The sequence below is a fragment of the Pirellulales bacterium genome (assembly GCA_035656635.1).
Classification (GTDB): Bacteria; Planctomycetota; Planctomycetia; order Pirellulales; family JADZDJ01; genus DATJYL01.
In genome coordinates this window covers 24,517-49,723 of record DASRSD010000176.1, presented here as the reverse complement: position 1 = coordinate 49,723, position 25,207 = coordinate 24,517, and the positions used below count along the sequence as shown (strand labels likewise).

Genomic DNA, 25,207 nt, shown 5'->3' with positions numbered 1-25,207 from the left:
AATCGCCTCTTGCCTTACGAAAACAGCTCGTGCACGGGTTTGCCGCCGTCGACCACTTTGATCGGCCGGCCGATGCTGCTCATGTTTTCGTGCTCGGGCTTCATGCCCAGGCTTTTGCAGAAGGTTTGGAACAAATCGTTCACAGCCACGGGGCGTTCCTTGATTTCCTGGCCCGTGGCGTCAGTTTCGCCAATGACGCGGCCGCCGCGAATGCCGGCGCCGGCCAAGGCCACGTTGAACGCTTTGGGGAAGTGGTCGCGGCCGCTGTTGGCATTAATGTTGGGCGTGCGGCCGAATTCGCCCATCCAAATGACCAGCGTTTTATCGAGCAGGCCGCGCTGCTTGAGGTCCGCCACCAGCGCGGCGAACGGCTTGTCGACCGTGTCGGCCAGCCGCGAAACGCGGGCGAAATTATCTTGGTGCGTGTCCCAGCCGTCCAACTGCACTTCGACAAACGTCACGCCTGCCTCCACCAGCCGCCGGGCCAGCAAGCAGCCGTTGCCAAAGGCGCTGTCGCCGTAAGCGGCGCGGGTTTTATCGTTTTCCTTGGTTAAGTCGAACGCTCTCATGTCGGGGCTGGTGATCATCTTCACGGCCCGTTGGTACAGTTTTTGATGATCGGCCGATTCCGACGACAGCTTTCCGCCGCCGGCCGCAATTTCCAACTGGCCGAGCAAATCGAGCCGGTTGTTGTAGCGGCCCATGTCGGTTTGCACGGTGGTGTTGGTGGGCGGAGCGCTAGGGTTGGGAATGTCGAACGGATCGAACTCATTGCCCAAAAATCCACCGCCGCCGCCGCTGGCACGTCCGCCGCCGATGCGCACAAACGAGGGCAATTGCCCGGCGGCATCGGCAATTTCGTGGGCCACCAGGGAACCTAACGTGGGATACTTCACCGTCGCCAGCGGCAAATATCCGGTGTGCATGAGCAACTGTGCGCGGGGATGCGCGCCTTCTCGGCTGTTGACCGAGCGGATGAAAGCAATGTCGCCCGCCTGCTTGGCCACTTCGGGAAAGTCGGAGGCGATTTGAATGCCGGGAACGGCCGTGGAAATGGCCTTGGTTTCGCCGCCGGTGGCTGTGCCGGGTTTGGGGCTGAACGTTTCGAACTGGCTGGGGCCGCCTTGCATCCACAGCAAAATGCAAGCCATACCGCGGCTGCGCAAATCGGCGGCGTTGGCGGTGACTAAATCGGTCCAGTGCAACAACCCGCCCGCCAGTCCGCCGGCGATGGCAGAGGCCGAAATGCCTTTCAGAAAATCGCGCCGGCCGAAGGCGCCTTCTTTATGAGCTTTGGCGGTAATGCAATGGCAAAGTTGGATAGACATGGCTGCCTCGTTGTATACGGTATGCAGTATACCGTAGGAGGTACGCAGAGGCGGTTTTTGTTTCCTGCCGCCTGCTGCATACCGCCTACTGCCTGCTGTTTACCGCCTACCTCCGTTGTAAAAATTCCGTCGAATTAATCAGCGCCCACAGCACATCTTCAAATCCTGTGGTGCGGTTGCTGGTTTTTTTCACGTGATCGACACAAGTTTGGAGTTCGGCTTTATTCGGTTCGCGCCCCAGGCAGCGCAAATACAATTCGGTGGCCACGGCCTCATTATCGCTAGTAGAGTTGAGCAACTGCCCCAACGTGCCGCCGCCGGGACGGAAGCCGGTAATGGCCCGATTGATTTGCGGCCCGTTCATCATTAGCAGGGCTTGCGGAATGGAGCCGGTCACTTCGTCGCGGGGTGCGCTGGGATCGTAACCAAACACCTGGTCGAATTGATTTCGCGGCGATCGGAGAAGTGCCGCGGCTTTGCCTCCCTTGGCGCCGTCGGCCGCGGCAAATCGCAGGGCCGGCATGTCTTCGTTCGCGCCCAAGGCGGAAACCAGCGCGTCGTACACTTCGTCGCCGCGCAAACGCTCCGGGCAATTGGCCGCAAAGGGCATTTCGTCGGGCTTGCGGCGCGAACGGCTGTCGCGCTGGTACGCTTCAGTATCGGCAATAATGTGAAATAGCCGCTTGATATCGAAGCGGCTGTCAGCAAACTCGTGCCCTAAAATTTCCATGGTTTTGGGCGCGCTGCAAGTGCGGTCGGGCCCAAGGTCGTCGATGGGGTTATAAAATCCTTCGCCCACCAGCTCGGCCCAAATGCGGTTGACGAACGCCTTGGCAAACCATTCGTCGCGCGGATCGGTAATCCACTTGGCAATGGTTTCACGGCGCTGGGCATCGGGCGTGCCGAACGGCAAGTTTTGGCCGGTGAGGAAAAACACCGGCTGCATTTTCGTTCCTTCTGATTCCGGATGCTTCAAGTCGGGCATGAAATGCTCGGGGCTGCCGACCGGACGGTTGGCCATTTTTGGATTGACTCGCCGGATCGGGTTGTCGTTCCCGGAAACAACAAACGTGCGCTTCTCGCCTGCGTTGTCTGGCTTGAGGGCAACTCGCGGGAAGAAGGCCGCCAATTGGTGAAACTGTTCGCGCTTCCAGCGATCGGTTTTATGGTCGTGACAGTTGGCGCACTGAATTTGCACGCCCAAGAAAATGCGCGAAATTTCTGAAGTAATATCGGACGTCATGCCGTTTTGCGCCATAATAATGCCGGTCGCGCCGTTGTCTTTCACGTCGCCGTCGGCGGTCATGAACGAGCGGGCAATGGCATCCCACGGCGTGTTCTTGTTGAACTGCTCGGTCAGGTAGTCGGTGAGCGCCGGCTGCACCAGCATGGCCCGATCTTCCTGGCGACGATACATAATGACGTCGCGCCAATAGCGGCCCCAGTTTTCGCCGAAGCGCGGATCGTCGAGCAATTTGACAATCAGCTTATCGCGCTTGTCCTTGGCCGGATCGAGCACGAAGGTGGTCACTTCGTCGGCTGTCGGATTATGGCCGATGAAATCGAGATACACCCGCCGCAAAAACACTTCGTCGCTGGCGCGCTTGCTGAACGTCAGCACCTTGTTGGTATCGTCCGAGGCGGCCAAATCTTCAGTAAGCGAATGGTCGATTACCTTGGCCAGCGCCGTCGGCTCCAATTTGCTTTGCGAAAACGGATCGGCCTTGCCGGTCCATGTAATCAGCGGCGTTTTCTTCGCGGAAGTGTTGTACTCGGCCGCCGGCAGCGACAGACCCCAGGCCGCCAAAACCAGTCCTACGACCACCACAGAAATAGGCTTTAACATGGCAGTTCTTCTAAGAGTGAGCCCATCCCTTTAATTCTCAGCCATTTATTTGAACCCCGCAAGCTCCGCGGCAGTTCCGGGGGCTAGTTAGAAACTATGCTTTCTTATCGGGCCGCCGCAAGCAAGGTTTCCAGAAAACAGCGCCGTTGAGGATCGGAAACACCACCCAATAAGTTGCATGTACATCGTCCGGGGGCATCGGGCGGGTGCGGCAGCACGGTCTGAGAATTGCCCCAAGTCATTACACCGTAAGCGTATGTTCAACGTAACAGAGCTTAATTCGCTGTCAGAACTGAGCGGTTTACAGACCGTATGGGGCGATTTGCTGGCCGCGACCCCGGGGGCGACCTTTTTCCAATCGCTCCCCTGGTTGCAAACGTACTGGCAGTTTTATGGAGATGGCGTGTCGGCCCTAAGCCATGCCGCTAACGAAAACACAGCCCCCGTCCGTCCGGAGCGGTTGCGGGTGCTGGTTGTGGAAGCCAATCGTGAGTTAGTCGGCATCTTGCCATTAGTCATGACCACCGAACCTTATCGGGTTGGCCCGGTGCGAGTGCTGGGCTATCCCCTGGCCGGTTGGGGTAGCTTTTACGGCCCGATTGGTCCACATCCGGCTGCTACGTTGCAAGCCGGCTTGCAACACATTCGCCGCACGGACCGAGATTGGGATTTGCTCGATCTGCGCTGGGTCGATGCCGAAATCGACAGCAACAACACTCCCCAGGCAATGCAAGCGGCGGGTTTCGGTTTTGACCGTCAAGTATGGCATCAATCTGCACAAGTGGATCTAACACCAGGCTGGGAAAATTATTGGGGCACGCGCAAATCGACTTGGCGAAGCAATGTGCGCCGCTGTGAACGGCTGCTACTCAAGCGCGGCAAGCTGGAATATTTCCGCTATCGTCCGTTGGGCGAGGCACACGCTGACGGCGACCCACGCTGGGATTTGTACGACACCTGCGTGCAGTTGGCGGAACGGAGTTGGCAAGGCGATTCGAGCACCGGCACTACGCTTTCCCACGACTCGGTGCGGTCCTACCTGCGTGCGGCACACGAATCCGCAGCCCGGGCCGGCGCGGTCGACATGAATTTATTGTTGCTCCGCGATAAGCCGGTGGCGTTTTCGTACAACTATCATTATCGCGGCTGGGTCTACGGCGTTCGCAACGGTTACGATCCGATGGCGGTGCAGGAAGGGGCCGGCACGGTGTTGCTGGGCAAAATGATCGAAGACAGTTGCCTCTGCGGCGATCGGCTGATTGATTTGGGCCCGAATTACTTGGAGTGCAAGCGCTACTGGCTGACCCGCTTACAGCCGGCCTACCATTACACGCACTTCCATCCCGCCCGGCTGCGTGCTCAAGCCTTGCGCTTGAAGCGCATCGTCAAACGCTGGCTGGCCTGGAGCCGGCCCGAGCCGCAGTCTGCCGCCGATCAAAAATCTGTCAATCTGCTTGGATGAATTTTTCTCTCTCAACCCATTGACGCCGATCGACCGAAACTGTATTTTACCGATTAGTTAATTAACCAAACGGTAAATTACGGTTCCGACACATGATTGCCGATCCCCTCAGCACCACGTTCGCCGCGCTGGCCGATCCCACACGCCGGGCGATTTTGGCGCGGCTGTCGAAAGGGGCGACATCGGTTACCAAATTGGCCGAGCCGTTTCGCATTACCCTGCCGGGAATTTCCAAGCACCTGAAAGTGCTGGAAAGGGCAGGGTTAATTGCCCGAGATCGGAAGGCCCAGTGGCGACCGTGTCGGCTGCGGGCCAAGCCGCTGAAAAACGTGGCCGATTGGGTGGAGCGCTACCGCCGCTTTTGGGAAGAAAGCTTCGACCGGCTGGACGAGTACTTGCAAGAGCTGCAAGAGCAGGGGCGTAAAAAGTAAATCTTTCCAACATACCGGAGCCCAGCCCTAATCATGCCGCTGTACATTATCGTTCTTATCATCGCCGCGGTCATTGTTGTCGGCCTGTGTTTGATCATTGCCCTGCAGCCTGGCTCGTTTCGGGTGGAGCGCTCCACAATCATTTCCGCGCCGGCAGCCACCGTATTTGGCAACGTGAACGATTTGCACCGCTGGGACGCCTGGTCGCCGTGGATTGGCATTGACGCCAACTTGCAGCAAACCTACGAGGGTCCGCCGGCCGGCGAAGGGGCAATTTACAGTTGGGTCGGCAAAAAAACGGGAGCCGGCCGCATGACGATTATCGAAAGCCGCCTGAATCAGCTCGTGAAAATCAAGTTGGAATTTTTCAAGCCATTCATGGGAACCAATACCGTCGAGTTCACGTTTCAGCCTGACGGCAATCAAACCGTCGTGACCTGGTTGATGTACGGTCCCAAAAACTTTGTGGCCAAAATGATGCACATGCTGGTCAACATGGACAGCATGGTCGGGGGCATGTTCGCTCAGGGCCTGGCGAAACTGAGGATCGTCAGTGAATCCTAGGCACAACAACTCTATTTCAACCACTTAAAATAGCGAAGGTGATCCTATGAATACCGAACCGAACCCATCTGCCAACAAAGAATTTACCATTTCGCGCACCTTCGACGCCCCGCGCGATATGGTCTGGAAAGCGTGGACCGAGCGCGAGCATTTGATGAAATGGTTCGGTCCCAAGGGTTGTATGATTTCGACGGCCAATCTCGATTTCCGCCCCGGCGGCGTGTTTCATTACGCCATGAAAACCCCCGACGGCAAAGAAATGTGGGGTAAGTTTGTGTACCGCGAAATTGTGCCGCCGGAAAAAATTGTGCTCATCAATTCCTTTTCCGACGCGCAAGGAGGCATTACCCGGCATCCGATGAGCCCCACTTGGCCGCGGGAGATGCTTTCGACTTCGCTGTTCACCGAGCAGCAGGGGAAGACGACGATCACGCTGACTTGGATTCCGTTCAACGCCACGGCCGAAGAATGGGCCACCTTCAACGCCGCGCATGGCGGCATGCAGCAGGGCTGGAACGGCACCTTCGAGCAGTTGGAGGAATACCTGGCAAAATTGCCTGGATAGACCGTTTTCACGTAGCCGAGTTTCTCCGAAACTCGCACGCGTCTTGGAGAGACGCGGCCACATGGTCATCACTCGTCGTAACGCGCGCGGCGAGAGTAGCCGCGGCGGTAAAAGGGCATCCGCGCGCCCGGCGGTGGGGCCGTTACGCCTTCGCGGAAGAAGTAGCCGCCCATCAAGCGGTAGAAAAATAGGAGCAGGAAGGCGCCGGCTGTGCCGACGACAAACCCCAACGGGCTGATTGGCGAGATGTGCCGGTCGGAAAAGTACGACAGAATACCGCAACCAATAATGGTGCCGCCAATGCCCATCATGAGCGTGGCAACGGTGCCGCCGGGATCGCGGCCGGGCATAATGGCCTTGGCCAGCAAGCCGACCAACGTGCCGAAGCCAACCCAGACCAACAATTCGTTGGCCGCTTGTTGCACGGCGGTGGAAAATTCAACATCGGCCATGGGAATCGCGGGTGGTCGGTTGGTTCACAAAATTACTTGAAGCGAGACCCAGTGCGGCAATGACGAATGACCAAATCCCAATGACCAAGGATTTGCTTCTGAAATTGGTCATTGGTGCTTGGTCATTGGTTATTCTTGTCGTGTGAGGCTTCCCTCAGCGCGGCTGACGTCCGATGGGGCGCCTTGTAAAAGGCGACGCCAATCAGACGTCAGCGCGAAGGGGTCGTCCCCCCTGCCGCCGGTTGTCGTTGCCGCCGTGGGAGCAAACTCCCGTGTGGCAGGCAACGGCGCCGGCGTCCGACAAACTTGTTCGGCTCGACTCCGGGAAGGGCGCCGAGCCGGGCCTCAGCACGGATGGCCGAAGCGGGTTGAACTAGCTAACCAAACTCAAATTTCAATTTCGATGGTTTGCATTACTGCTCCGTGGGAACGGGTCCTTGCTGCTGGGCCTGAGTTTCACGATTCGCTTTTTGCGCCGCGGCTTCTTCGGTCAGTTTGAATTGCGGCCCCGGCGGATAGTATTGCAATTGCGCGCTCAAATAATATGGGCTGGGCAAATTCTGGCCGGAATAGTTCGCCATGCAGCCGGTTAATCCGCAGCTAGCGGCCAGGACCACTCCCCAGAGGGCTTTTTTCCAGCAGCGAACGGTTTGCCATTGGCTCATCGGCCACCTCCTGCACAAGACCTGCAAATTTTCGGATAGCGCAAGCCCATTCCAAGCCGCGGCAGTCCGGACCGCCAGCGGTGTAATTTCTAAAATCGGCACAATCGTTATCGTCTATCCAAGCGACCAACTTGCGGACGATTTATGAAATCGCCCCCCGCTAGCATCTGAATCGCTTAACCACGGAGGCACAGAGGCACGGAGAGAAGGTTTTTTCAGGGAAGCTAGGAAACCAGGAAGGAACGGTTGATCGCCCTTTTTCCTTCCTGAATTCCTGGGGTTCCTCATCATACCATTGGCTGTCTTCCTCCGTGTCTCTGTGCCTCCGTGGTTATAAAAGCCTTAAAGATGAGGGGAAGCGTCAGTAGTCGCGGAACATTGCAGTGGCGGGTATGATGAACTTATCGCCGAAAACTGCGGTCGGGACAGATATTATCGAGGAGGCGATTTATGCCGGGACTATTTTCGCGCCGCCTGCGGGCAGCCCAATCCGGATTATGTGCGCCGGCACTTTCCGTCGCGATTTTGCTGTTCACCGTGTTGCTAGCAGTGCCAGCCAGGACCGCGCCTCCTGCTGCCGCTGGTGCTGGGCAAACCCAGCAAGTGCCGGTGGTGATAGGCGCCCAAGTTGCGCCGGGAAGCGGGCGATCGTATCCTGCGCCGAGTTATTTTTTCGCGTTCAATTCGCTGAACGACGGCGATTACCGAAGTGCCCTGGAACAGTTTACCCGTGAGCTGCGGGGAGCTTATCGCAACGGCCAGAATCGGTGGATCGATTCGATTTGCGATTACACGATGGTCGGCGAATGCGATTATCGCTTGGGCGACTACTCGGCGGCGCTGGAAAATTTCAATGCCGCTTTGCAGTTATACATGACCAATTCCGATTGGATGTTGCGGGTGCAATTTCCGCCCACGCTGGGCTCCTCCGGCGCTTCTCGCGGCGCGCCGTGGGGCAAAAGCAGTCGGGGCAGTGCGCCGGCCCGCTTTTCGGAAACGCTGCCCATTGCCGTCGGCATGTTCGATGCCAACCAAGTGAACAACGTTTTGCAACGCGGCGGCGTGCTGCAAGCGCCGATGTATTTGACCGTGAATGTGCAAGAAATTGTGCGCTGCACCTGCCTGGCGATGATGCGCCGGCAAGATATTTTAGGCCAGCTCATCACGCACGACACGCTGACCGATGAAGTGCTTTCCGTTGCCAGCCGGCGGCAGGGTCCGCCCAATCATTGGTCGGAAGCGTGGCTGGATGCCATGCAGGGCACGGCGTATAACTCTGCCGGCAAAGGAGGGCAGGCGCTGGCGCTGTTGAAGCGTTCGCTGCTGATGCAGGGGCAATTCGATCATCCCCTCACCGGCTTGGCGCTGTTGCAGCTAGGCCAGTTGGCCATGGATGGGGGCGACAATAAAATCGCCAGCGGATACTTCGAGGAAGCCACGTACAGCGGTTACAATTATTCCGACGCCACCGTGATTGCCGAGGGATTCAAAAAACTATTCTTGGCGCATTTGCTGGCCGGCGATGTGCAAACGCTAGACACCGCGCTAACCTTGGCGGCCAGTTGGGCTCACAATAAAGCCCGCGAGTTGGATGCTTCCATTTTGCTGATGGCCGCCGAAAGCCTAGCCATGCGCGGGCAGCGGAACCAGGCCGTGGCCTTGCTCGCCGAGGCGACGGGAACCATCGGCCGGCGCACCATGGGGCTATGCGAAATTGGTTCGCAATTGAATTTTTTGACCGCGCTGACGCAATATCAGCAAGGGGCCATCAACTCCGGCGATACCGCATTAACCAACGCTTTGCAGTGGTACAAAAACGGCGGCTCGAAATGGCTGTTTCAAATCGGACAGGCCGACAATTTGTGCTTGACCAATCCTAACGGGCGATACGATCGGCACGTGGCGATGCCGCTTTATGCCACCATGCTGCGCGATCCCACGCCGGCCGATTGGACAATGCAGCCCATAGAAAGTTTGGCGGTGCTGGCCACGCCGCATCCGCTCCCCTTCGAGCATTGGTTCGAAATTGCGATGCAGCAGGCCACCTCGCCCGATGTTGCGGCCCAAGGGGCACTATTGATTTCCGATTTGGCGAAGCGGCACAAATTTTTAAGCACGCAGCCGTTTGGCGGGCGAATGTTGGCGTTGCGCTGGGTGTTGGAGGCGCCGCCGGAGACGCTCGGCAAAGAAGCCAAGCTCCAACGGCAAGATTTGCTGTCGCGCTTTCCCAAATATGCCGAGGCGGCCGATAAAGTTCGGCAACTGCGGACCGAAATCATTCAAGCGGGTGTGGTTCCTGAAGGGCGTGATGCGCAGCGCGCGGTATCGCAAAAATTCACAGAGGTGGCGGCGCTAACCACCACGCAGGAAAACATGTTGCACGAGATGGCCGTTAGCCGCGTGCCCGCCGACATGCTGTTTCCACCCGTTCGAGGCGTCAAAGAAGTGCAGCGCGCGCTGGGCGGCAATAAATTGCTGCTCATGTTTTTTGCCACTGCGCACGCCATGTACGGCGGGTTTTACTCCGGCGACCGCAGCTCGGTGTGGAAAATTGATAACCCGGCGCTACTGGAAAAGCGGATTGCGACATTGCTGAAATCGTTGGGCAATTTCGACGCCAATCACGAGCTTCAAGAAGTCCAACTGACCGATGATGCTTGGCAGCAGCCCGCCAAAGATGTGCTGGCCTCGGTCCTGGCCAATCCCAAAACTGCATTCAACATAGAGTTCAAGGAACTGATTGTGGTTCCCGATGGATTGGCGTGGTACGTGCCGTTTGAAATTTTGCCAATGGGCGACCCAAAGGCCACCAGCACGTTAATTTCACGGATGCGGGTCCGCTATGCGCCGACGGTAGGCCTGGCGATGACGGAGCGTGCGGGACGAAAGCCCGCGCCCGATTTAGGCGTGGTGGCGGGCAAGTTGTATCCGAACGAGCCGGCAGATTTTACCGCCGCAGCGGTGGAAGACATTCGGCACGTGGCTGCGCATGCCATTGTATTGCATGCACCGCTGCCGGCGATTTCACCGCTGGTGGGAGCGATGCTGGACGGCGTCGTGGTGCTGGACGATATTCCTATGCCCGTGGCGCAAGCTGGCCCTTACGAATGGTCGCCGCTTCCGGTGGAAAAGAATAAAGGCATTGGCGCGCTTTCCGCCTGGCTCGGATTGCCGTGGAAGAATGCGGATGTGTTCATTTTGCCGAGCTTCCATACAGCAGCGGAAAACAGCTTGAAAAACCTGGCGGTGGAAAGCAAAAACGGCATCACGGCAGGCAGTGATTTGTTTTTGGCCACCACCGGCTTAATGGCTACCGGGGCCCGCACCATTTTAATTAGCCGGTGGCGGACGGGCGGCCAAACGTGTGTCGATCTGGTGCGGCAATTCATCCAGGAATTGCCGTTCTCCTCCGCCGACGCCGCCTGGCAACGAGCCGTGGAACTGGTTAGCCAATCTCCGCTCGATCCACAGCACGAGCCGCGCGTGAAGCGCAAGCCCGATGCGCCGCCGACCAATGCGCAAAGCCCCTTCTTCTGGGCTGGCTACTTGCTCATCGACAGCGGCGTCGGGCCGGAGGAATCATCGGAGCAGCCCAAAGATAAGCCGCTAATTTTAAAGTTCGATGTCAAGAACATTGGCAACGACGTCAACAATGCCGCCGGCGACAAAAAGCCCGCCGACGGCAAAGAGGGAGACGCCAAGTCGGAACGGCCAAAACTGCCGGAGATCAAATCGATCGATCATCCCACCGGCGTCAAATCGGGCGAGCAGAAGCCGCCCGGCGCATAACCGCAGCGGTTACAACTTTTTATCGGTCAGGGTTTTTTCCAAATCCTGCTGCGCGCGTTGTAAATTGCTCATTTGATCGGCCAGATCGGGCCGCTTGCCTGCCTGATCGATGGCTTGGTTGATCCAGCCGCGGGCTTCCGCCGCCCATTTTTTAAGCGTGTCGGGGGTTACATCGTTTTTGGCAGCAGCCAGTTGAATTTCTATCCCCAGCGCTCTAGCTGCGAAGGTGCGCCACCGCCAACTATCCGGAGCATCCGGGGCCAACGTAATTGCTTTGCGAACATCTTCCAGCGCCCCTTTGCGATATTCCAACTTCTTTGCCGCAGTGAATGTCGGCGAGCTAGATTGCGCGCTTCTGAATTTCACATTGGCAGAGTACCAGTCGGCCATGGCTTCGGTGCGTGGGCCCGGTTTCAATTGAATCACACGATTGTCGTCTTTGATGACTCCTTCGGCCGTCGTCATGTTCCAATCGCTATTGGGCAGGCTGTACCGGCATGCCGCCCGCGCTAATAACAGGCTGACATCGGCGCCGTCCACTTTAGAAGGATCCAGCGGCTTCGTGGGGTCGGCCTTATCGTAATCAGTAAGAGCAGCGTCGTATTCCTTGATGGCGTCGTTCAATTTGGGCGGCTTTTCAGCTAGCAAGCTTTCGCCCACCAGCAGTACTGCTTGCTTGGTTGTGGAGGATCCGCCCAAGCTCGGGGCCTGCTTCAGTTCATCTGCGCGCTCGCGGACGGCTTTGGTTCGATCCGCGTCGGAAAGCGCTTTGTTCAAAATGGCGTTGCGGGTCCAATCGACTATAAACATGGAGCGTTCCGGCAGCTTTTGCTCTTCTGCCAGCTTTACCGAACTGCCCAAGGCTGCATCGGCATCGTCATATTTGCCGAGCACCTGGTCGACTTTCCCCAGCCACCAATCGGGCTCAACTGCATTGGGATTCAATAGTTTTGCCTGCTGCAAATCGGCAATTGCTGCTTGCATGTTTTCTTCCAGCGTGCCGCCACCGAGCGCCTTGGGATCCAGCTTGCTGTCGGCAATCGCCTTATAGTAGCACCGGGCCCGGCTGACCAGCGGCAGCGCCGAAGAAGGATTGTTGTTGATGGCCTGGGTGAATGCATCGATCGCGGCGCGGTAATTTTTCTCCGGCTCTTCACCCACGATCCAAGCCAAATCTTCCAGCGCATTGCCCAAAGCGGTGTAAGCATAATCGGGATACGCCTTTTCCAAATCGACCGCTTGCTGAGCATTGGCGACGGCCTGGCTGAGCAAGTCTTTTTTCACCGCCGAATCGGTATCGAAGTTCGCCCGTTCCAATTGCGCCATGCTCAGATATAGGAAGTGCATGGAGCGGTCTTTATCGTCGGCTTTCGATTTTTCAACGGCTGCTTTGCACTGGGCCAAGGCCTTTTCCAGATCGGCGGTGCGTGCGTCAGCCGAGGGCTCCCGTCGAGAGCGGTAAATGAGCGCGTACCCTTGCAGAGCGTAAGCGGCCGGCAAGTTGGCATCCAGCTTGACCGCCTCGGTGGCATCTTCCAGCGCTCCGTCGACATTGGGCGGCGTGAGCGAAATGCGGGCAACACCGCGCTCCGTATAGTATTTGGCCACTTTCGGGTTGAGCTTAATGGCCGTGCTAACCAGCTTTTCAATCTCCGCCTGACGGTCAGTAAATGGCCACTTGGTGGCTCGTTGATAGTGCTTAACGAATTCCGCAGCCGCGGCGTAAAACTTATCAAGTTCCGCTGGAGGAGATTTGCCTGCCGCCAGGCCATCAGCCACACCCAGCGCGGGCTGCAGCACTTCGGTGTAAATGGTCACCGCTTGTGGATCGGCCACGCCGAACTGCTTTTGGAACAGCTCCGCGATTTGCTGTGCGGCCTGCACGCCTTCCAGTTGCTCTGCCTGGGTGTTGTTCAGCGTGCGGTAAGCAACGTACAAAATGGGGAAAGCGTCGACGCCCAAATCTGTATTGGACAATTTTGCCAGTTGGGCAATTTTTCCCAGCAGGAGTTGTTCGCTAGCCTTGGGCTTCCACTGTGCGGCCAGCGACCAGTTCACCCACAATTCGCGTTTGTTTTGCTTCAAATCGAGCTTCTCAAGATCTTCAGAAATGACCCGCGCCACATGCAGCCAGCGGAACACTTCGGCGGCGACGGCCGGATCGCCAAACGGATTGGAAAGCACCGTCGCCGGATTGTTCGAAATGGGCACGCGCTTGGTCATGCCGGCTTCGATCAGCATTTTGGCAGCCAATGCTCGGCGGAATTGCGGCGCCACTAACCCGGCCGAAGATGTTCCATCGCCGTAGGCCCCAATCAACAGTTTGGCAATTTGCGTCCAATCAGGCTGCGATGCTAATCGCAATACGCGGGCTTGCACAAACTGCGTGTAATTGTCGACCGGCTTGGCGTGATCCATGAGCGCGGAAAGTTCCTGGCGATCGGGCGAGCTTTGCGCCAACAAGCATTCGGCGTGGAAGGCATCGAGCGTGCCATTGGCAGCCATGCCGGCCGTGTCAATCTGATCGAAATCTTGCAGCAGCTTGGGCAGTTCTTGCGCCGATGGCGGATTCGGCTGTGCGGCGCGCTGCATCAGGCGCGCGGTGAGCAGCCGCGCCAGACGATCGAGCGTGCCTTTGTCGCCGGGATCTAAATCGCGGGCTTTGGTGGTGAGTTCAATGGCCGCTTCCAGCAAGTTGCTCTGTGGTGCCAGCGCCAACGCTTCTGCGGCCTCGCACAATCCGCCGCGCAAGCTGGGAGTGAGTTGCCCTAGCAATGCTCCGCACTGGCCGAGGGCTTTGGCTGCGTCGGGCGGCTTCGACGCCGGATCGCGCAACGTGATCAGCAATTCGGTGCCGGTTACTTCGGGCTTTAAATCGGAATCGGCCGGAAGCTTTTCGGAAACAGCCTGCAACATTTTGCGGGCGTCGTCGTAGTTCTTGGCTTCCACCGCCGTCTTAATTTTGAACATTTGCAGCTCGGCGCTAGAGCCCAGCTGTTCTAATTTTGTAACCAGCGCGGTGGCCTGATCGGCGGGGAGCGTATTCAATGTTGGCCGTACGTTGTCGATGATCTGCGTGCGCAAACTATCCAGCCGGCTGCGCTCCCACGAATTCAAGGCCAGCGCGGCCGGCGGGGCGGCCCCTTTCTCCAGCGCCAAATAAGCCAGCATGTCGTCCAGGGCCTTCATCCAATCGGCCGGAGCCGCAGCTTGGAGTCCTGTGGCCAGCACCAATAAGGCGGCATGCAGCGGTTGATATTCGATGGGCAATTCGGTCGTTTTCCCAATTTTGTTCAAGCCGGCCAAGCCGCCGGCATAATCGCCTTGTTGAATCTGGCAGCGGGTGACGACAAACAGCGCATCACGGTCGCCGTCGAAGCGGCGGAGCAAGCTGTGCGCGGTTTCCAAGGCACGCGTGGGTTGGCCGTTTTGCAATGCTTCCTGGGCTTTGGTGAGCCACAGCCCGCGAATTTTTTCGTACTCCTTTTGCTTATCTTCCGGCGCCAGGCCGATGCCCGCCAGCGTGTCATCCAATTCGGCCAAGGCTTGCACGTATTTTTGCCCCCCGGCCAGCGAATCGATGTAAGCCAGAAACGCCGTTTTCAGCCGCTTTTGCAAATTCTCTTTTTCGTAGCCCGGCAATTTGCTGGGCGCCTTGTCGAGCAGATCGATGGCGGTGTTAAAATCGCCGCCGTTGATGTCTTTCTGCACGGCCTGAATGTACTGCGTATTCTCGTCCGGCGGCGGCGCTTCCTTGACCGGCTCCGTCACGTTGGCTGTTGTATCTGGGTTGTTGCTGGCCGTTTCTTGCCCTTTGACGCCCGAATCCGGATTTTTTCCGAGCGTTCCTGATCCGCTGCCGGCCGAATTTTGCACGCCACCAGTCGAAGGCTGCTTGCTTCCGCTGACCGCTAAATTTCCGTTGGAAGGCTGCGTGTCGCCACCGGCAGTCGGAGCGTTTTGGTTGTTGTTCAACAGCTTCGGCACAACCACAATTCCTGCCAACACTCCACATCCCAAGACGACAGCTCCGATCATGGGAACCAGCGACTTCTTTCGCCCCGGAGCGACTACTCTGCCCTCTTCACCCAGCGCCGGCTCCATTCCCAGCGGCGAGGGAGACGTGCGCTGCGAAAACATTTCCGAAGGGGTGTGACCACCGGGGTGCATGGTGTCTCGGCTGGGATCGACCGGATGCCGTGTTGGTAAGCCCGTGCCACGCAATTCTGGCCGGGCCGTAAGCGAATGGCTGGGCGTGGGGCCGCCGGTGTAGGCCACCTCGCCGGGCCGCAAGGGGAGCTCTCCGGTTTGCGCTACCGCATGCCGCAGGGCTAAAATTAAATCGCGCGAGGTTGGCCAGCGATCTTCCGGGATGCCATCAGTCGCCCGCATCACGACTTGCTTTTCCGGGTCCGGCAGCCGGCTGAAATCTAAATTGCGCGTGACGTGTGCTTCCATCACCTGGTAGGGAGTCATCGTTTCGTCAAACGGCAACCTGCCGGTGCGCAATTCGGCGTAGGTAATGGCCAGCGAATACTGGTCGCTGGTCGGCGTCACTTTTCCTTTGAAGCTTTCGGGGGCGGCATAAGCCACGGTGACCGGCGCCATGGAAGTTTTTCGCAGCGTTTCCACCGCGCGGGCCAGGCCGAAATCGCACACTACAGCCGCATCGCCCACAACCAAAATGTTGTGTGGCTTTACATCGCCGTGGACAATCGGCACCGGACCATTGCCCAAGTCGTGAATGGGCTTGTTCAAAAAATCGATGCCCCGCGCCGCCTGCTCCAAATATTCCAGTAGTTCCGCCACGGGGACGCCGGCCTGCCCTTGCTCGCGGCATTCCTCCAGCCGGCGATGCAAGCTCATGGAGCCCAACTGCATGGCGATGATTAATTCCACCGGCCGCGCAAACCGCGTGGTCATGGCAATGTTCGACTTGGCTGCCTCCATGGCTTGCTTGGCGTTGGGCAAGAATGCCGTTTCCTGCAAATTGCTGGGTGCGGCTTCGCCTTGCTCATCGATAATTTGTCCTTCCTCATCTTTCATCCAGAACGCTTGCAGCGAGATGAGGTTAGGATGCCGGACTTTTTTCACTACCCGCAGCGAGGTGAATTCCTGCACCCCTTGTTGCCCGGTGAGATCGATAATTTTCAGCGCCACTTCCGTGCCGCCCGGGGCCGTCGCCTTCCACACCTCACCGAAGCCGCCGGCACCCAAATGCGACATCAGCCGATACCCGGCCACGGGCTCATCGCCGATTTTGTAACGATGAAAAGTGTGCGACATGATTGGTGCAATCGATCCAGCTAGCGGGTTGCCGGCGGAAAACCTACCGGCGCGCAAATTCAGCGCAGATTCCTACTCATTCTAGCCTAACGGCCCCTGCTCGGCGATTCAAGAAAGTAAATGGTCGTGGGTCAATTTAAACGAAACGTTTTGGATGGCCGGGGACGACGGACACCGCTACGAACCCGTGTCGGCGAGTCCCCGGATTTCAGGCAATGTGGGCATAGTTCGCCCACAGTCCCCTGGCCCCTCGGCGGCGATTCAAGAAACAAATCGCTGCCTTTATTGATAGCGTAATTCGTCGCTAGCTATTACAACTTTAATCCGCAGCCGGCCGGTCCGATGGCTTTTCCCGGTAAGGTTTGTGCTGTTGGAATAAATCGACCCGGGTTTGCATGTCGGCCCGCATTTTTTCGTCCTCTTCCAAGCTGACGGCCTGCTTTTGGTTTTCCACAGCCTTGTCAAAATCTCCCGCTTCGGCGTAAGCGGCGGCCAACGTGTCGATGAGCGCGGCATCCTTATCGTGCGTCAACTCTACCGCCTTTTTGGCCTCTTCCACGGCTGATTTTCCGTCTCGGAATTTGTCTTCGGGGCAAGTGGCCAAAATCCAGGCCAATTCGTTGTGAGCCTGGGCCCGACCGGGAGACAGCTCGATTGCTTTTTTGAAGTCAGAAATGGCCGCCCGCCATTCCTCGTTCTGCACGAACGCATCGCCCCGGGCGTCGTAAATGGCTGGATCTTTGGAATCGAGCCACAAGGCCGCAGTGTAGTCGGCAATGGCGTGCTTGAAATCTTTTTGAACGGCATAAGCGCTGCCGCGCAGCAAATACACCGTGGGATTTCGGGAATCGAGCTTTAGAGCCTCGTTGAAATCGGCCATCGCCTTGTCGTATTCGTGCTGATCGACATACACGCCGGCGCGATAGGCCAAAACTTCGGCCTTGAATGCATCGTCCAAATCGTGGCTGAGCGCTTCGTTGAAATCGGCCAGCGCTTTAGCATACTCCTTGCGCTGGTCCCACACGTAACCGCGCTTCAGCAAGGCCAAGGCGGGATTCTCTTCGCGCTTCACCGCGGCGTCGAGATCATCAATTGCTTTATCCCACTCGCGCTTCGCCACCCAAATTTCAGCGCGATTGATCACGTAGCTTGTTTTGTCCGGCTCCAAGCGGATGAGGGCGTTCAGATCGTCCAGCGCAACATCCCAATCTTTTTGATCTTCGGCAATGGCCGCTCGGGCTTGGTGCAACTTGATATTGTCGGCGTCTTCGGCCAGCAGTTTGCTCAACGGCTCCAGAGCATTATCAAGCGGAACCACGTCGGCGGCATCGACCCAGCCAGCCCGCCCGGACGTTACGCCCAGAAATCCCTGGTCGTTCAACTCTTCCACCACCAGCGGCGTGCCGGCCTCCAGTTGCTTTACTGGCAGGTCGTCTACGCGCAGCGGAGTTTCGTGAATCACAATGACGCGGCTGCCGACTTTATACTTCGGCGTCTGAGATTCCTGCGGCTTCGCTTCCTGTGTTTTGGCCGCTGGCGCATCCTCCGCGCGAGCCTTAGCTCGATCAGCAAGAACCGCTCCTACCGCGGCCAGTGGCAGAACAACAACAAGCCATTTGGCAAACATGATCAGGCGCCCTTCAACAGATCTTTCCAGCGCTGCCAGGCTTCGTCACGGGCTTTAGCGTTGGCTTCGTGCTGCGGCGTTTTGCTGGTGGGGTCTTCGCCGTCGCGCATAAAGCCGTGGCCGGCCCCGTCGTACGTCTTTGGTTCGTAGGTTTTATTTTCTTTTTTCATGAGATCCGTGATGGCGGGAATCATCGCTCCAATGCGGCTATCCATGCCGCCGTAGAAACCGTACACGGGACAGTTGATGCGGGCGACATCGGCCTGGGAGGTTGGCGGCGGACCGTAGAATGAGTAGACCGCTTTCAAATTTTTGTTGTTCGTGGCGTAGCGGAATCCTTGACCGCCGCCCCAGCAAAATCCGCAGACGACCACTTTGCCGTTGCACGAGGGGAGTTTGGAAACATAATCGTACACCGCGTTCAAATCGGCCGTGATTTGATCCGGCGGCAGCGATTGAATCGCCCGACCAATGGCTTGCGATCCGTCGGCCTTGATGATGGCTTCGGTCCCTTCGCCATTGGCGGCCTTGCCCCATAGCAGATCGGGCGCAATGGCAATGTAGCCTGCCTCGGCCAGTTCATCGGTCACGCCGCGAACCCAATCGGTGAGGCCGAAAATTTCGTGAATGACAATCACGACCGGCACTTTATCTTTCGCTTCCGGATACGTGATGAAGCAGTTGACGTCGCGATTGTCGTGAGTGACTTTCACCCATTCGCCGTGGCGAGGTGACTTGTCCAGCCGCTGTTTGGCCCAATCTTGAGCCAACAAGCCAGTGGAACAAAACGCCGACAATGCAAAATAAGTTGCCAGCGCGGTTACAAACGAGCGTGTCATGGCAAGTGTTCCTGTAAGGAAGTAGTGAGCGTGCAAGTTGGTGGCGTGCGGATGCTGCGCCGCATGAGAGACATTTGAATTTCTGAAGCGTGCCCGACTCCTATTTTTCCGAAATACAAAACAAATGTTCTTTGCCCCGAACGAATAATTCGTTGCCGACCAAAGCCGGCGAGGCGTCGACTCCTTCGCCCAACGGATTCGTTGCTAGCACTTCCAGCTTGTCGGCATTGCGAATCACCACGGTCGTGCCATTGCGGCCAATCAAATACACCCGGCCATCTGCGCCAACCGGCGAAGCGTAAGCATCATCCATGCCATCGAGTCGTTCCGGGCCAAACAACCGATTTCCCGTGGCCGCATCGAAGCACGACACAATCGCTTTGTTTACTTTGTAGCAATACAAGCGACCGTCGTACAGCAGCGGAGATGGCACATAGGGAGTATCTTTATCGAACTTCCAGGCAATGGCATCCGTCCCCGTAAGATCGCCCGTCTGGCCCAGTCGAATGGCCAACAGCGAGCTGCCTTGAAAGCCCGACATCAGGTACACAATCCCGTTGGCAGCTACGGGCGTCGGAATGGCAATTCGCGTCAGCCCGTTGCACTGCCAGACCAGCTTGCCATCAGCCAAGTTGTACGCTCGGGCCGTTTGATTGCCGGACGTGACGACCAAGGTTTGATCTGCCGTTGGCACCACCAGCGGCGTGGCCCAGGAAGATTTTTCATCGCGCTCGGTGCGCCACAGTTGCTCGCCGGTTTCTTTATTGAAGGCGATGATGAAGGAACCCGCCTCGTGATCCCAATTCACGATGACAGTGTTGCCGTACAGCGCCGGCGATGAACCTTCGCCAAAGGAAAAAATCGTCGTCATTTTGCCGAGGTCTTTTTCCCACTTCAAATTGCCGTGCATGTCGTAGCAGTGCAGCCCGCGCGAACCGAAGTAGGAAATCACGCAAGTGCCATCGGTCACCGGCGAGTAGGAGGCATACCCATGATCGGGATGATGTCCTTCGTGCGGCACGGCTTCGGCGGCAATTTTTCGCCAGCGTTCCTGCCCCGTTTGGCGATCAAGGCACAAGAGCACGAATTGATAGTATTCGTTCGGCTTTTCGATGTTGAACATCGGCGCTTTGGCGGATTTTGCCGTGCCGGCTTTATCCGCTTTGTCTGTCGATGGTGATGCCTCCTGAGCATCGGCGGGCGGATCAGTCACCACTTCTGCTTTGCGGCCGGTAGGAATGGCCGTTTGGATGAAAACTTGATCGCCCCACACAATCGGCGTGGACGAGCCTGCGCCCGGCAAAGCCACGCTCCAGCGGATGTTTTTTTCGGGGCTATTGTCGGTTTTTGCGCTCCAAGCCAGCGGCGGATGAGCGTCGGGCGCCACCCCTGTGCCAAGCGGTCCGCGCCATTGCGGCCAATTTCTGACGTACTCCGGCGTGGCCTCAAGGGGCATGCCTGATGCAGCATCGGCGGGCGTGGCGGCCAGCGCGGGGTGGCCGTCGGCGATCATCGACAGCAGCGCGAACGTGAAACAGAAGCCGATGGGGAAAAGCACTCGACAGATCAAACAGCGCATGGCGTTGATTCTCTGCGTCGCGGAACAAATATATGGAAACGGCGCTGAGATTTTAACCGGCTGCCAGCGACCCTGCCATTGGTCGGTGAGAAATATTTGGCTGCTTAGGACTTACGCGCCGGCGACAGCAGGCTGTGCAGCGACGTGCCTGTGAATTTAGATTCAAAGCAATGCAGGCCAAACTTTTCCGAAAGGTCTTGGCAAACTTTGATGCCGCGGACGCTGTTGCCTTTGGCATCTAAAGGGGGTGAGAAAATTCCGATGCCGAATTGTCCGGGCACCACGCCCACGATGCCGCCGCCAACGCCGCTTTTGGCGGGAATGCCTACGCGGTAGGCCCATTCGCCGGCGTAATCGTACATGCCGCAGGAGTGCATGATGCTGAGCAAGTATTTGACGTACTCCTGCTTGATGGCGCGCTGGCCGGTGGCAGGATTCACGCCGCCGTTGGCCAGCGTGGCGCCGATCATGGCTAAATCGTGACAGTTCACTAGGATGGAACACTGTTGGAAATAGAGTTCCAGGGAATCTTGCATGTGATCGCCCACCATGCCGAAGTTCAACATTAAATGGCCGATGGCGCGGTTGCGATGACCGGTGACGCGCTCCGACATGAAGACGGTGTTGTCGAGATACATTTCGCGCCCGCAATAACGGCTGAACATGGCGAGCAAGCGGTTGACACGCTCCGGGTAATCTTTGCCGGTGATGAGATCGGCGGTGGCAATTGCGCCGGCGTTCACCATCGGATTGAACGGGCGGTTGGATGCTTCATCCAGCACAATGGCGTTGAATGCTTCGCCCGTGGGTTCCACACCGACTTTTTTCAGGACGTAATCCAGCCCATGATCTTCCAGCGCTAGGCCGTAGACGAACGGCTTGGAAATGGACTGAATGGTGAAGAGCTGTTTGCAATCGCCGACTTCGAACACTTGGCCATCGGCAGTGGCGATGGAAATGCCGAACCAGTTGGGATCGGCCTTGGCGAGCTCGGGAATGTAGTCGGCGACTTTGCCGTCGTTAACGGCGGCGTAACGGGCATGCAGTTCGCGAAGAACTTCGCGCAGCGGGGCGGCGGCCGATTTCATTTTGCCCAGCAGCAGGTCGAGTTCGCCGTCGTCGGAAGTTACGGACACAAGTTCACTCCAAAATGCGCTTGGCGACGCCTTGCAGCTCCTGGCTGAAAGGATGGTCGGGAAAACGGTTGGTGAAAATTTCGCCGCTGGCCAGGCGGACCATTTCGGTATTGAGGGGGAGCACGCCGGCGACCTCGGCCTGATACATGGTTTGGATTTTTTCGCGCAACTCCGGCACGTTGGTGCCTGGCGCCACTTTGTTCACCAGCAACAGCATTTTGGGAACAGCGAGCTTGCGTGCCAGTTCCACAGCGACGGCCGTGCCTTGGAAATCTTGCTTGTCGGGGCGGACGATGAGTACGAGCATGTCGGATACGGCGATAGAGAGGAGCGTTTCCTCGTTGACGCCGGGATGCGTGTCGATGAACAGATAATCTAAATTCAGCCGGCGGACGGCGTCTTGCAGGCCGTCGTTGAGGAGGGCGACATCGTAACCTTCGCGGAGAATGCGGGCGATTTCGCCGGTGCGGAGGCTGGAAGGAATGAGGAAAACGCGCGGGCGGGAAGCATCTTCGGGGATGTTGCCGATGCAACGGGCAGTGACATCGTAAGCGGCTTCCTCGATGCGGCAACGCTTCCAGAGATAATCGTTCAGCGAATATTTAACGGCGGATTCTTCGAGCTGAAACAGGACGTGGATGCCGGGGGATTGAATGTCGGTATCGATGACGCCGACGCGATGGCCGGCGCGGGCCACGAGTACGGCCAGGTTGGCCGTGGTGTTGGATTTGCCGGTGCCGCCGCGGAACGAATGCGTGGAAATAATTTTTGGCAAAGGGTTGGCCCTGGTGATTATTGGCGTTGATCGCGGAGTTGTTGGGCGCGGCGCTGGAGCTGCTGAAAGTAATCGGCGTCGACAATTTCGCTGACTTCGCGCTCCAGTTTGGAGTGATCGAGCGCGAACAGATCTTCGCCGACCGTGGAATCGAACATCATGGTCATGCGGTTGTCGGTGTGTGGAGGCGCGGGATTGAAACGGAGCGTGGGGCCGTCGGATCCCAAGCGAAAGGTGGTTTCGCCTTGAATGGGAACTTCGGTAATGGACTGGCCTTGCACAATGACGCCGTGGCGGCCGAGCGAAACCAGCTTCCACCCGCCATCGGAATGTTGCAGTTGAGCGTGGTCGCGGGAGACGTAGGGATCGCTGATTTGGACGTCGCGGTCGTCGGCGCGGCCGATGGAAATGAGCGGCTGGTCGGTGAATTGCCAACTGCGAATGGGGCGGCCCAACGCCGAATCCAACAGGTGAATGGCAGCGTAGAGGGATAGATCGGGGACATTCGGTGCTGGAGTTGGAGCCATGTGCCGATCCGCCTAAAATCGGTGGTTCGATAAGCGCAGCATTTTCCCCTTGCCGCTAACGATGCCGGGTGGTTCGCAATTACCATGCCGCTGAAAATGTCGCGATTGAAAAGAAGAGTTAACTTGTTGATTCGCAACGCGCTTGATGCGGAATTAATATATTGCCGGAAGGGCGATTGCCAAGCTGGCAAGCACCGAGTGCGCTGGTTGTGCGCAGTTTTGCGGCGGGTTAAGAAAAGATTGTTAAAAGCGTTGATACACTGCCAGCGGCTTCGCGGCGCACAAACATTATTCTTCGATGACTTCTTTGAGCAGTTGCACGAAGTGGGGTGATTTGCCGGAGGCGCTTAGCTCGGCTGCTTTTTTGTCGGCATATTTGCGCTCGTTGTATTCGAACTTCACGACCGGCTTCATCGATTGGTTATAGACGGCCCAAAATGCCTTTAGGCGCACTTCCTTGGGTGTTTTCGCGCGGCTTTTGCGCTTGGTCGGCGTCTTTTTGGCGGCCTTCTTATCACCCTTTTCGCCAGCCTCGGCGGCTTCCGCTTCGTCGTTTTGGGCACGCAACTCTTTACGATTCAGAATTTTTTTGGCCATGGGGCGCTCGCGGGTTTAATTCAGAAAATATCGCCTTGTTGCGGCGAAGTGCGGCAGCCCAAGATTCTAGCCGAATCAGGGCGAGACGGCTAGCAGGCGTGTCCTGCTAATAACCGCAATTTGCAGCAGTTTTTATTTCCCAATGGGCGTGGCCCCCGGGGGAGGCACTCCGCCGCCGGCTTTCACGTAATGAGTTCGGCCGGCGGCGTAATCGGCAGCGGCCGGGAGATTGTCAACCGCCGCAGTTGAAGAGGTTTCCTGGTGGGCCGCTTCAAAAAGTTTGCGCAGATACGGCCGACACCAGCCGCAGCCGGTGCCGGCGCCGAAGCACTCGCTCATTTGACTCGCGCGCCGCGGCTTTTCTACATGCAAAAAGTTCAGTACTTTTCGCTTCGTGACGTGAAAGCAGAGGCAAAGTTCGTCGTCCAGTTCCATGACCCTCTACCCCCTACTCTCCACCCTCTGTGTTTTCTGTCGCCGTTGCCAGTCGCAAGGCAATTTCGCAGGCCTGATGGAAGGCCGCGATGTCGAGCCGTTCAGAAGTTGTATGGGCGTTCATTTGCCCGCAGCCGAGCGTGACCGTGGGTATTCCGTGCACGTGCATCCAGTTGGCGTCCAGGCCGCCGTTGGAAATTGCCCGGACGGGATTGAGGCCCATGTCGCGCAGGGCAGCTTCGGCCACTGCGACGCAAGCTTCGCCATCGTCGAGCTGGAACGATTCGTAATCGAGATGGCCTTCAAACGTCACTTTGCCGCGCGCTCCTTGTGCGCTGCGAACTTGTTTGGCGGCGTCAGTGAACGCACTTTCGATGGCCCGCACAATTTGTTGGCGAAATTTCGGATTGTGACTGCGCGCCTCAGCTTTAAGCTGCACCTGCTCGGTCACCACGTTGGTGGCCGCTCCGCCTTGAATCACGCCGACATTGCTGGTTCCACTCTGTTTCCCCTTGACGATTTTTCCGTGCCAGCCTTCCTGGTGCAGCCGGCTGATGGCCAAAGCGGCGATGGCGATGGCGCTAACTCCCAGTTCGGGCGCGGAGCCGGCGTGGCTGGCCAGTCCTTCAATTTGAATTTGCATCCGGTAACCGCCGGTCGCGCCCAGCGTCACTTTTTCCGGAGTGCCGCCATCCCAATTGAAGGCCAGTTTCGGCTGGCCGAGCAGCTTCACGTCGGCGTGTCGCGCACCGTACAGACCAACTTCTTCTTGAATGGGCCAGAAAAAAGTGAGCGGCGGATGCGGCAAGTTGTATCGTAAAATTGCCAGGGCGGCGCACAAAATAGCGGTTGCTCCTGCGCGATCGTCGGCGCCTAAGCCCGTCTTCGCATCGGCGGAACGAACAAAGCCCTTTTCGATCAGCGGTTTGCAACCCAGGCAAATCGGCACGGTGTCCATGTGTGCCATCAGTAGCCGCCGCGGAGCTTTGAACGTGCCAGGCAATTTCAAAATCAGGTTGCCCACCTCGCCGGCAATCGGCGTGCGTTGGTGGGCGGTATCGAGCTGAATCGCTGTTTCCGGCGCGCCGGCATGCCGCAATTGATCCATAATGAATTGCGCCACCAAACCCTCGTGGCCGCTGAGTCCCGGCAACGACATCATTTGCATTACCAAACGCAGGCCTTCGTCCGTAGCGACCTGCTGCCCCGCTGCTGAAGCGCCGGTTGGCTTTTGTTTGGAAGCTTTCCCAGCCGGGGCGCGGCGCTTGCGGGAACGGCGAACCTGAGATTTTTCAGCCATGTTG

At 57.7% G+C, this 25,207-nt stretch carries 19 protein-coding genes; 5 read left to right on the top strand and 14 right to left on the bottom strand.

From position 1 onward, the window contains the following. Positions 1–14 precede the first annotated feature (14 nt). The gene (locus VFE46_18455) at positions 15–1,328 is read right to left on the bottom strand and encodes a DUF1501 domain-containing protein (protein HZZ29984.1); all 1,314 of its coding nucleotides are present in this window, start codon (positions 1,326–1,328) and stop codon (positions 15–17) included. A 106-nt stretch (positions 1,329–1,434) separates the two neighbouring features. Continuing rightward, a complete protein-coding gene (locus tag VFE46_18450) occupies positions 1,435–3,174 on the bottom strand; it encodes a DUF1549 domain-containing protein (protein HZZ29983.1) in 1,740 nt (579 codons plus the stop codon). Positions 3,175–3,430: 256 nt separating this feature from the next. Between VFE46_18450 and VFE46_18445 the strand changes: the two genes are divergently transcribed. The 4 genes from VFE46_18445 (at position 3,431) to VFE46_18430 (ending at position 6,196) form a co-directional block, all read left to right on the top strand. Next, positions 3,431–4,636 carry a GNAT family N-acetyltransferase gene (locus tag VFE46_18445; GenBank protein ID HZZ29982.1) on the top strand — a complete coding sequence of 402 codons (1,206 nt, stop codon included), beginning with the start codon at positions 3,431–3,433 and terminating at the stop codon, positions 4,634–4,636. A 92-nt stretch (positions 4,637–4,728) separates the two neighbouring features. Continuing rightward, entirely contained in the window at positions 4,729–5,067 is a 339-nt protein-coding gene (locus VFE46_18440; GenBank protein ID HZZ29981.1) for a metalloregulator ArsR/SmtB family transcription factor, read from the top strand. A 33-nt stretch (positions 5,068–5,100) separates the two neighbouring features. Further along, complete coding sequence (locus tag VFE46_18435; GenBank protein ID HZZ29980.1) at positions 5,101–5,631, top strand: SRPBCC family protein; 531 nt, start codon at positions 5,101–5,103, stop codon at positions 5,629–5,631. 46 nt (positions 5,632–5,677) lie between these two features. Further along, a complete protein-coding gene (locus VFE46_18430) occupies positions 5,678–6,196 on the top strand; it encodes an SRPBCC domain-containing protein (GenBank protein HZZ29979.1) in 519 nt (172 codons plus the stop codon). A gap of 68 nt (positions 6,197–6,264) precedes the next feature. Here the strand turns inward: VFE46_18430 and VFE46_18425 are convergent, their stop codons facing one another. After that, positions 6,265–6,648, bottom strand: coding sequence for a GlsB/YeaQ/YmgE family stress response membrane protein (locus VFE46_18425; GenBank protein HZZ29978.1), 384 nt, complete (start codon positions 6,646–6,648; stop codon positions 6,265–6,267). A gap of 413 nt (positions 6,649–7,061) precedes the next feature. Then, a complete protein-coding gene (locus VFE46_18420) occupies positions 7,062–7,313 on the bottom strand; it encodes a hypothetical protein (GenBank protein HZZ29977.1) in 252 nt (83 codons plus the stop codon). Between the two features lie 450 nt (positions 7,314–7,763). Between VFE46_18420 and VFE46_18415 the strand changes: the two genes are divergently transcribed. After that, entirely contained in the window at positions 7,764–11,102 is a 3,339-nt protein-coding gene (locus tag VFE46_18415; GenBank protein ID HZZ29976.1) for a CHAT domain-containing protein, read from the top strand. Positions 11,103–11,111: 9 nt separating this feature from the next. Here VFE46_18415 and VFE46_18410 read toward each other — a convergent pair whose 3' ends face one another. From VFE46_18410 to VFE46_18365, 10 genes are all read right to left on the bottom strand, one after another. After that, positions 11,112–16,388: a serine/threonine-protein kinase gene (locus tag VFE46_18410; GenBank protein ID HZZ29975.1), complete on the bottom strand. Its 5,277-nt coding sequence runs from the start codon at positions 16,386–16,388 to the stop codon at positions 11,112–11,114. Positions 16,389–16,707: 319 nt separating this feature from the next. Continuing rightward, positions 16,708–18,015, bottom strand: coding sequence for a tetratricopeptide repeat protein (locus tag VFE46_18405; protein HZZ29974.1), 1,308 nt, complete (start codon positions 18,013–18,015; stop codon positions 16,708–16,710). Between the two features lie 2 nt (positions 18,016–18,017). After that, positions 18,018–18,854, bottom strand: coding sequence for a dienelactone hydrolase family protein (locus tag VFE46_18400; GenBank protein ID HZZ29973.1), 837 nt, complete (start codon positions 18,852–18,854; stop codon positions 18,018–18,020). A 100-nt stretch (positions 18,855–18,954) separates the two neighbouring features. Continuing rightward, entirely contained in the window at positions 18,955–20,433 is a 1,479-nt protein-coding gene (locus VFE46_18395) for a PQQ-binding-like beta-propeller repeat protein (protein ID HZZ29972.1), read from the bottom strand. A gap of 104 nt (positions 20,434–20,537) precedes the next feature. Next, a complete protein-coding gene (gene glsA / locus VFE46_18390) occupies positions 20,538–21,569 on the bottom strand; it encodes a glutaminase A (GenBank protein HZZ29971.1) in 1,032 nt (343 codons plus the stop codon). A 4-nt stretch (positions 21,570–21,573) separates the two neighbouring features. After that, positions 21,574–22,344 (bottom strand): MinD/ParA family protein, encoded by a 771-nt coding sequence (locus VFE46_18385; protein HZZ29970.1) that lies wholly within the window; start codon positions 22,342–22,344, stop codon positions 21,574–21,576. Positions 22,345–22,361: 17 nt separating this feature from the next. Continuing rightward, positions 22,362–22,871, bottom strand: a complete 510-nt coding sequence (locus tag VFE46_18380; GenBank protein HZZ29969.1) for an FHA domain-containing protein — start codon at positions 22,869–22,871, stop codon at positions 22,362–22,364. A 288-nt stretch (positions 22,872–23,159) separates the two neighbouring features. Beyond that, the gene (locus VFE46_18375) at positions 23,160–23,468 is read right to left on the bottom strand and encodes a hypothetical protein (protein HZZ29968.1); all 309 of its coding nucleotides are present in this window, start codon (positions 23,466–23,468) and stop codon (positions 23,160–23,162) included. A 132-nt stretch (positions 23,469–23,600) separates the two neighbouring features. Next, positions 23,601–23,903: a (2Fe-2S)-binding protein gene (locus tag VFE46_18370; GenBank protein HZZ29967.1), complete on the bottom strand. Its 303-nt coding sequence runs from the start codon at positions 23,901–23,903 to the stop codon at positions 23,601–23,603. Between the two features lie 13 nt (positions 23,904–23,916). Then, on the bottom strand, positions 23,917–25,203 hold the full coding sequence (locus VFE46_18365) for a M20/M25/M40 family metallo-hydrolase (GenBank protein HZZ29966.1): 1,287 nt from the start codon (positions 25,201–25,203) through the stop codon (positions 23,917–23,919). Positions 25,204–25,207 lie beyond the last annotated feature (4 nt).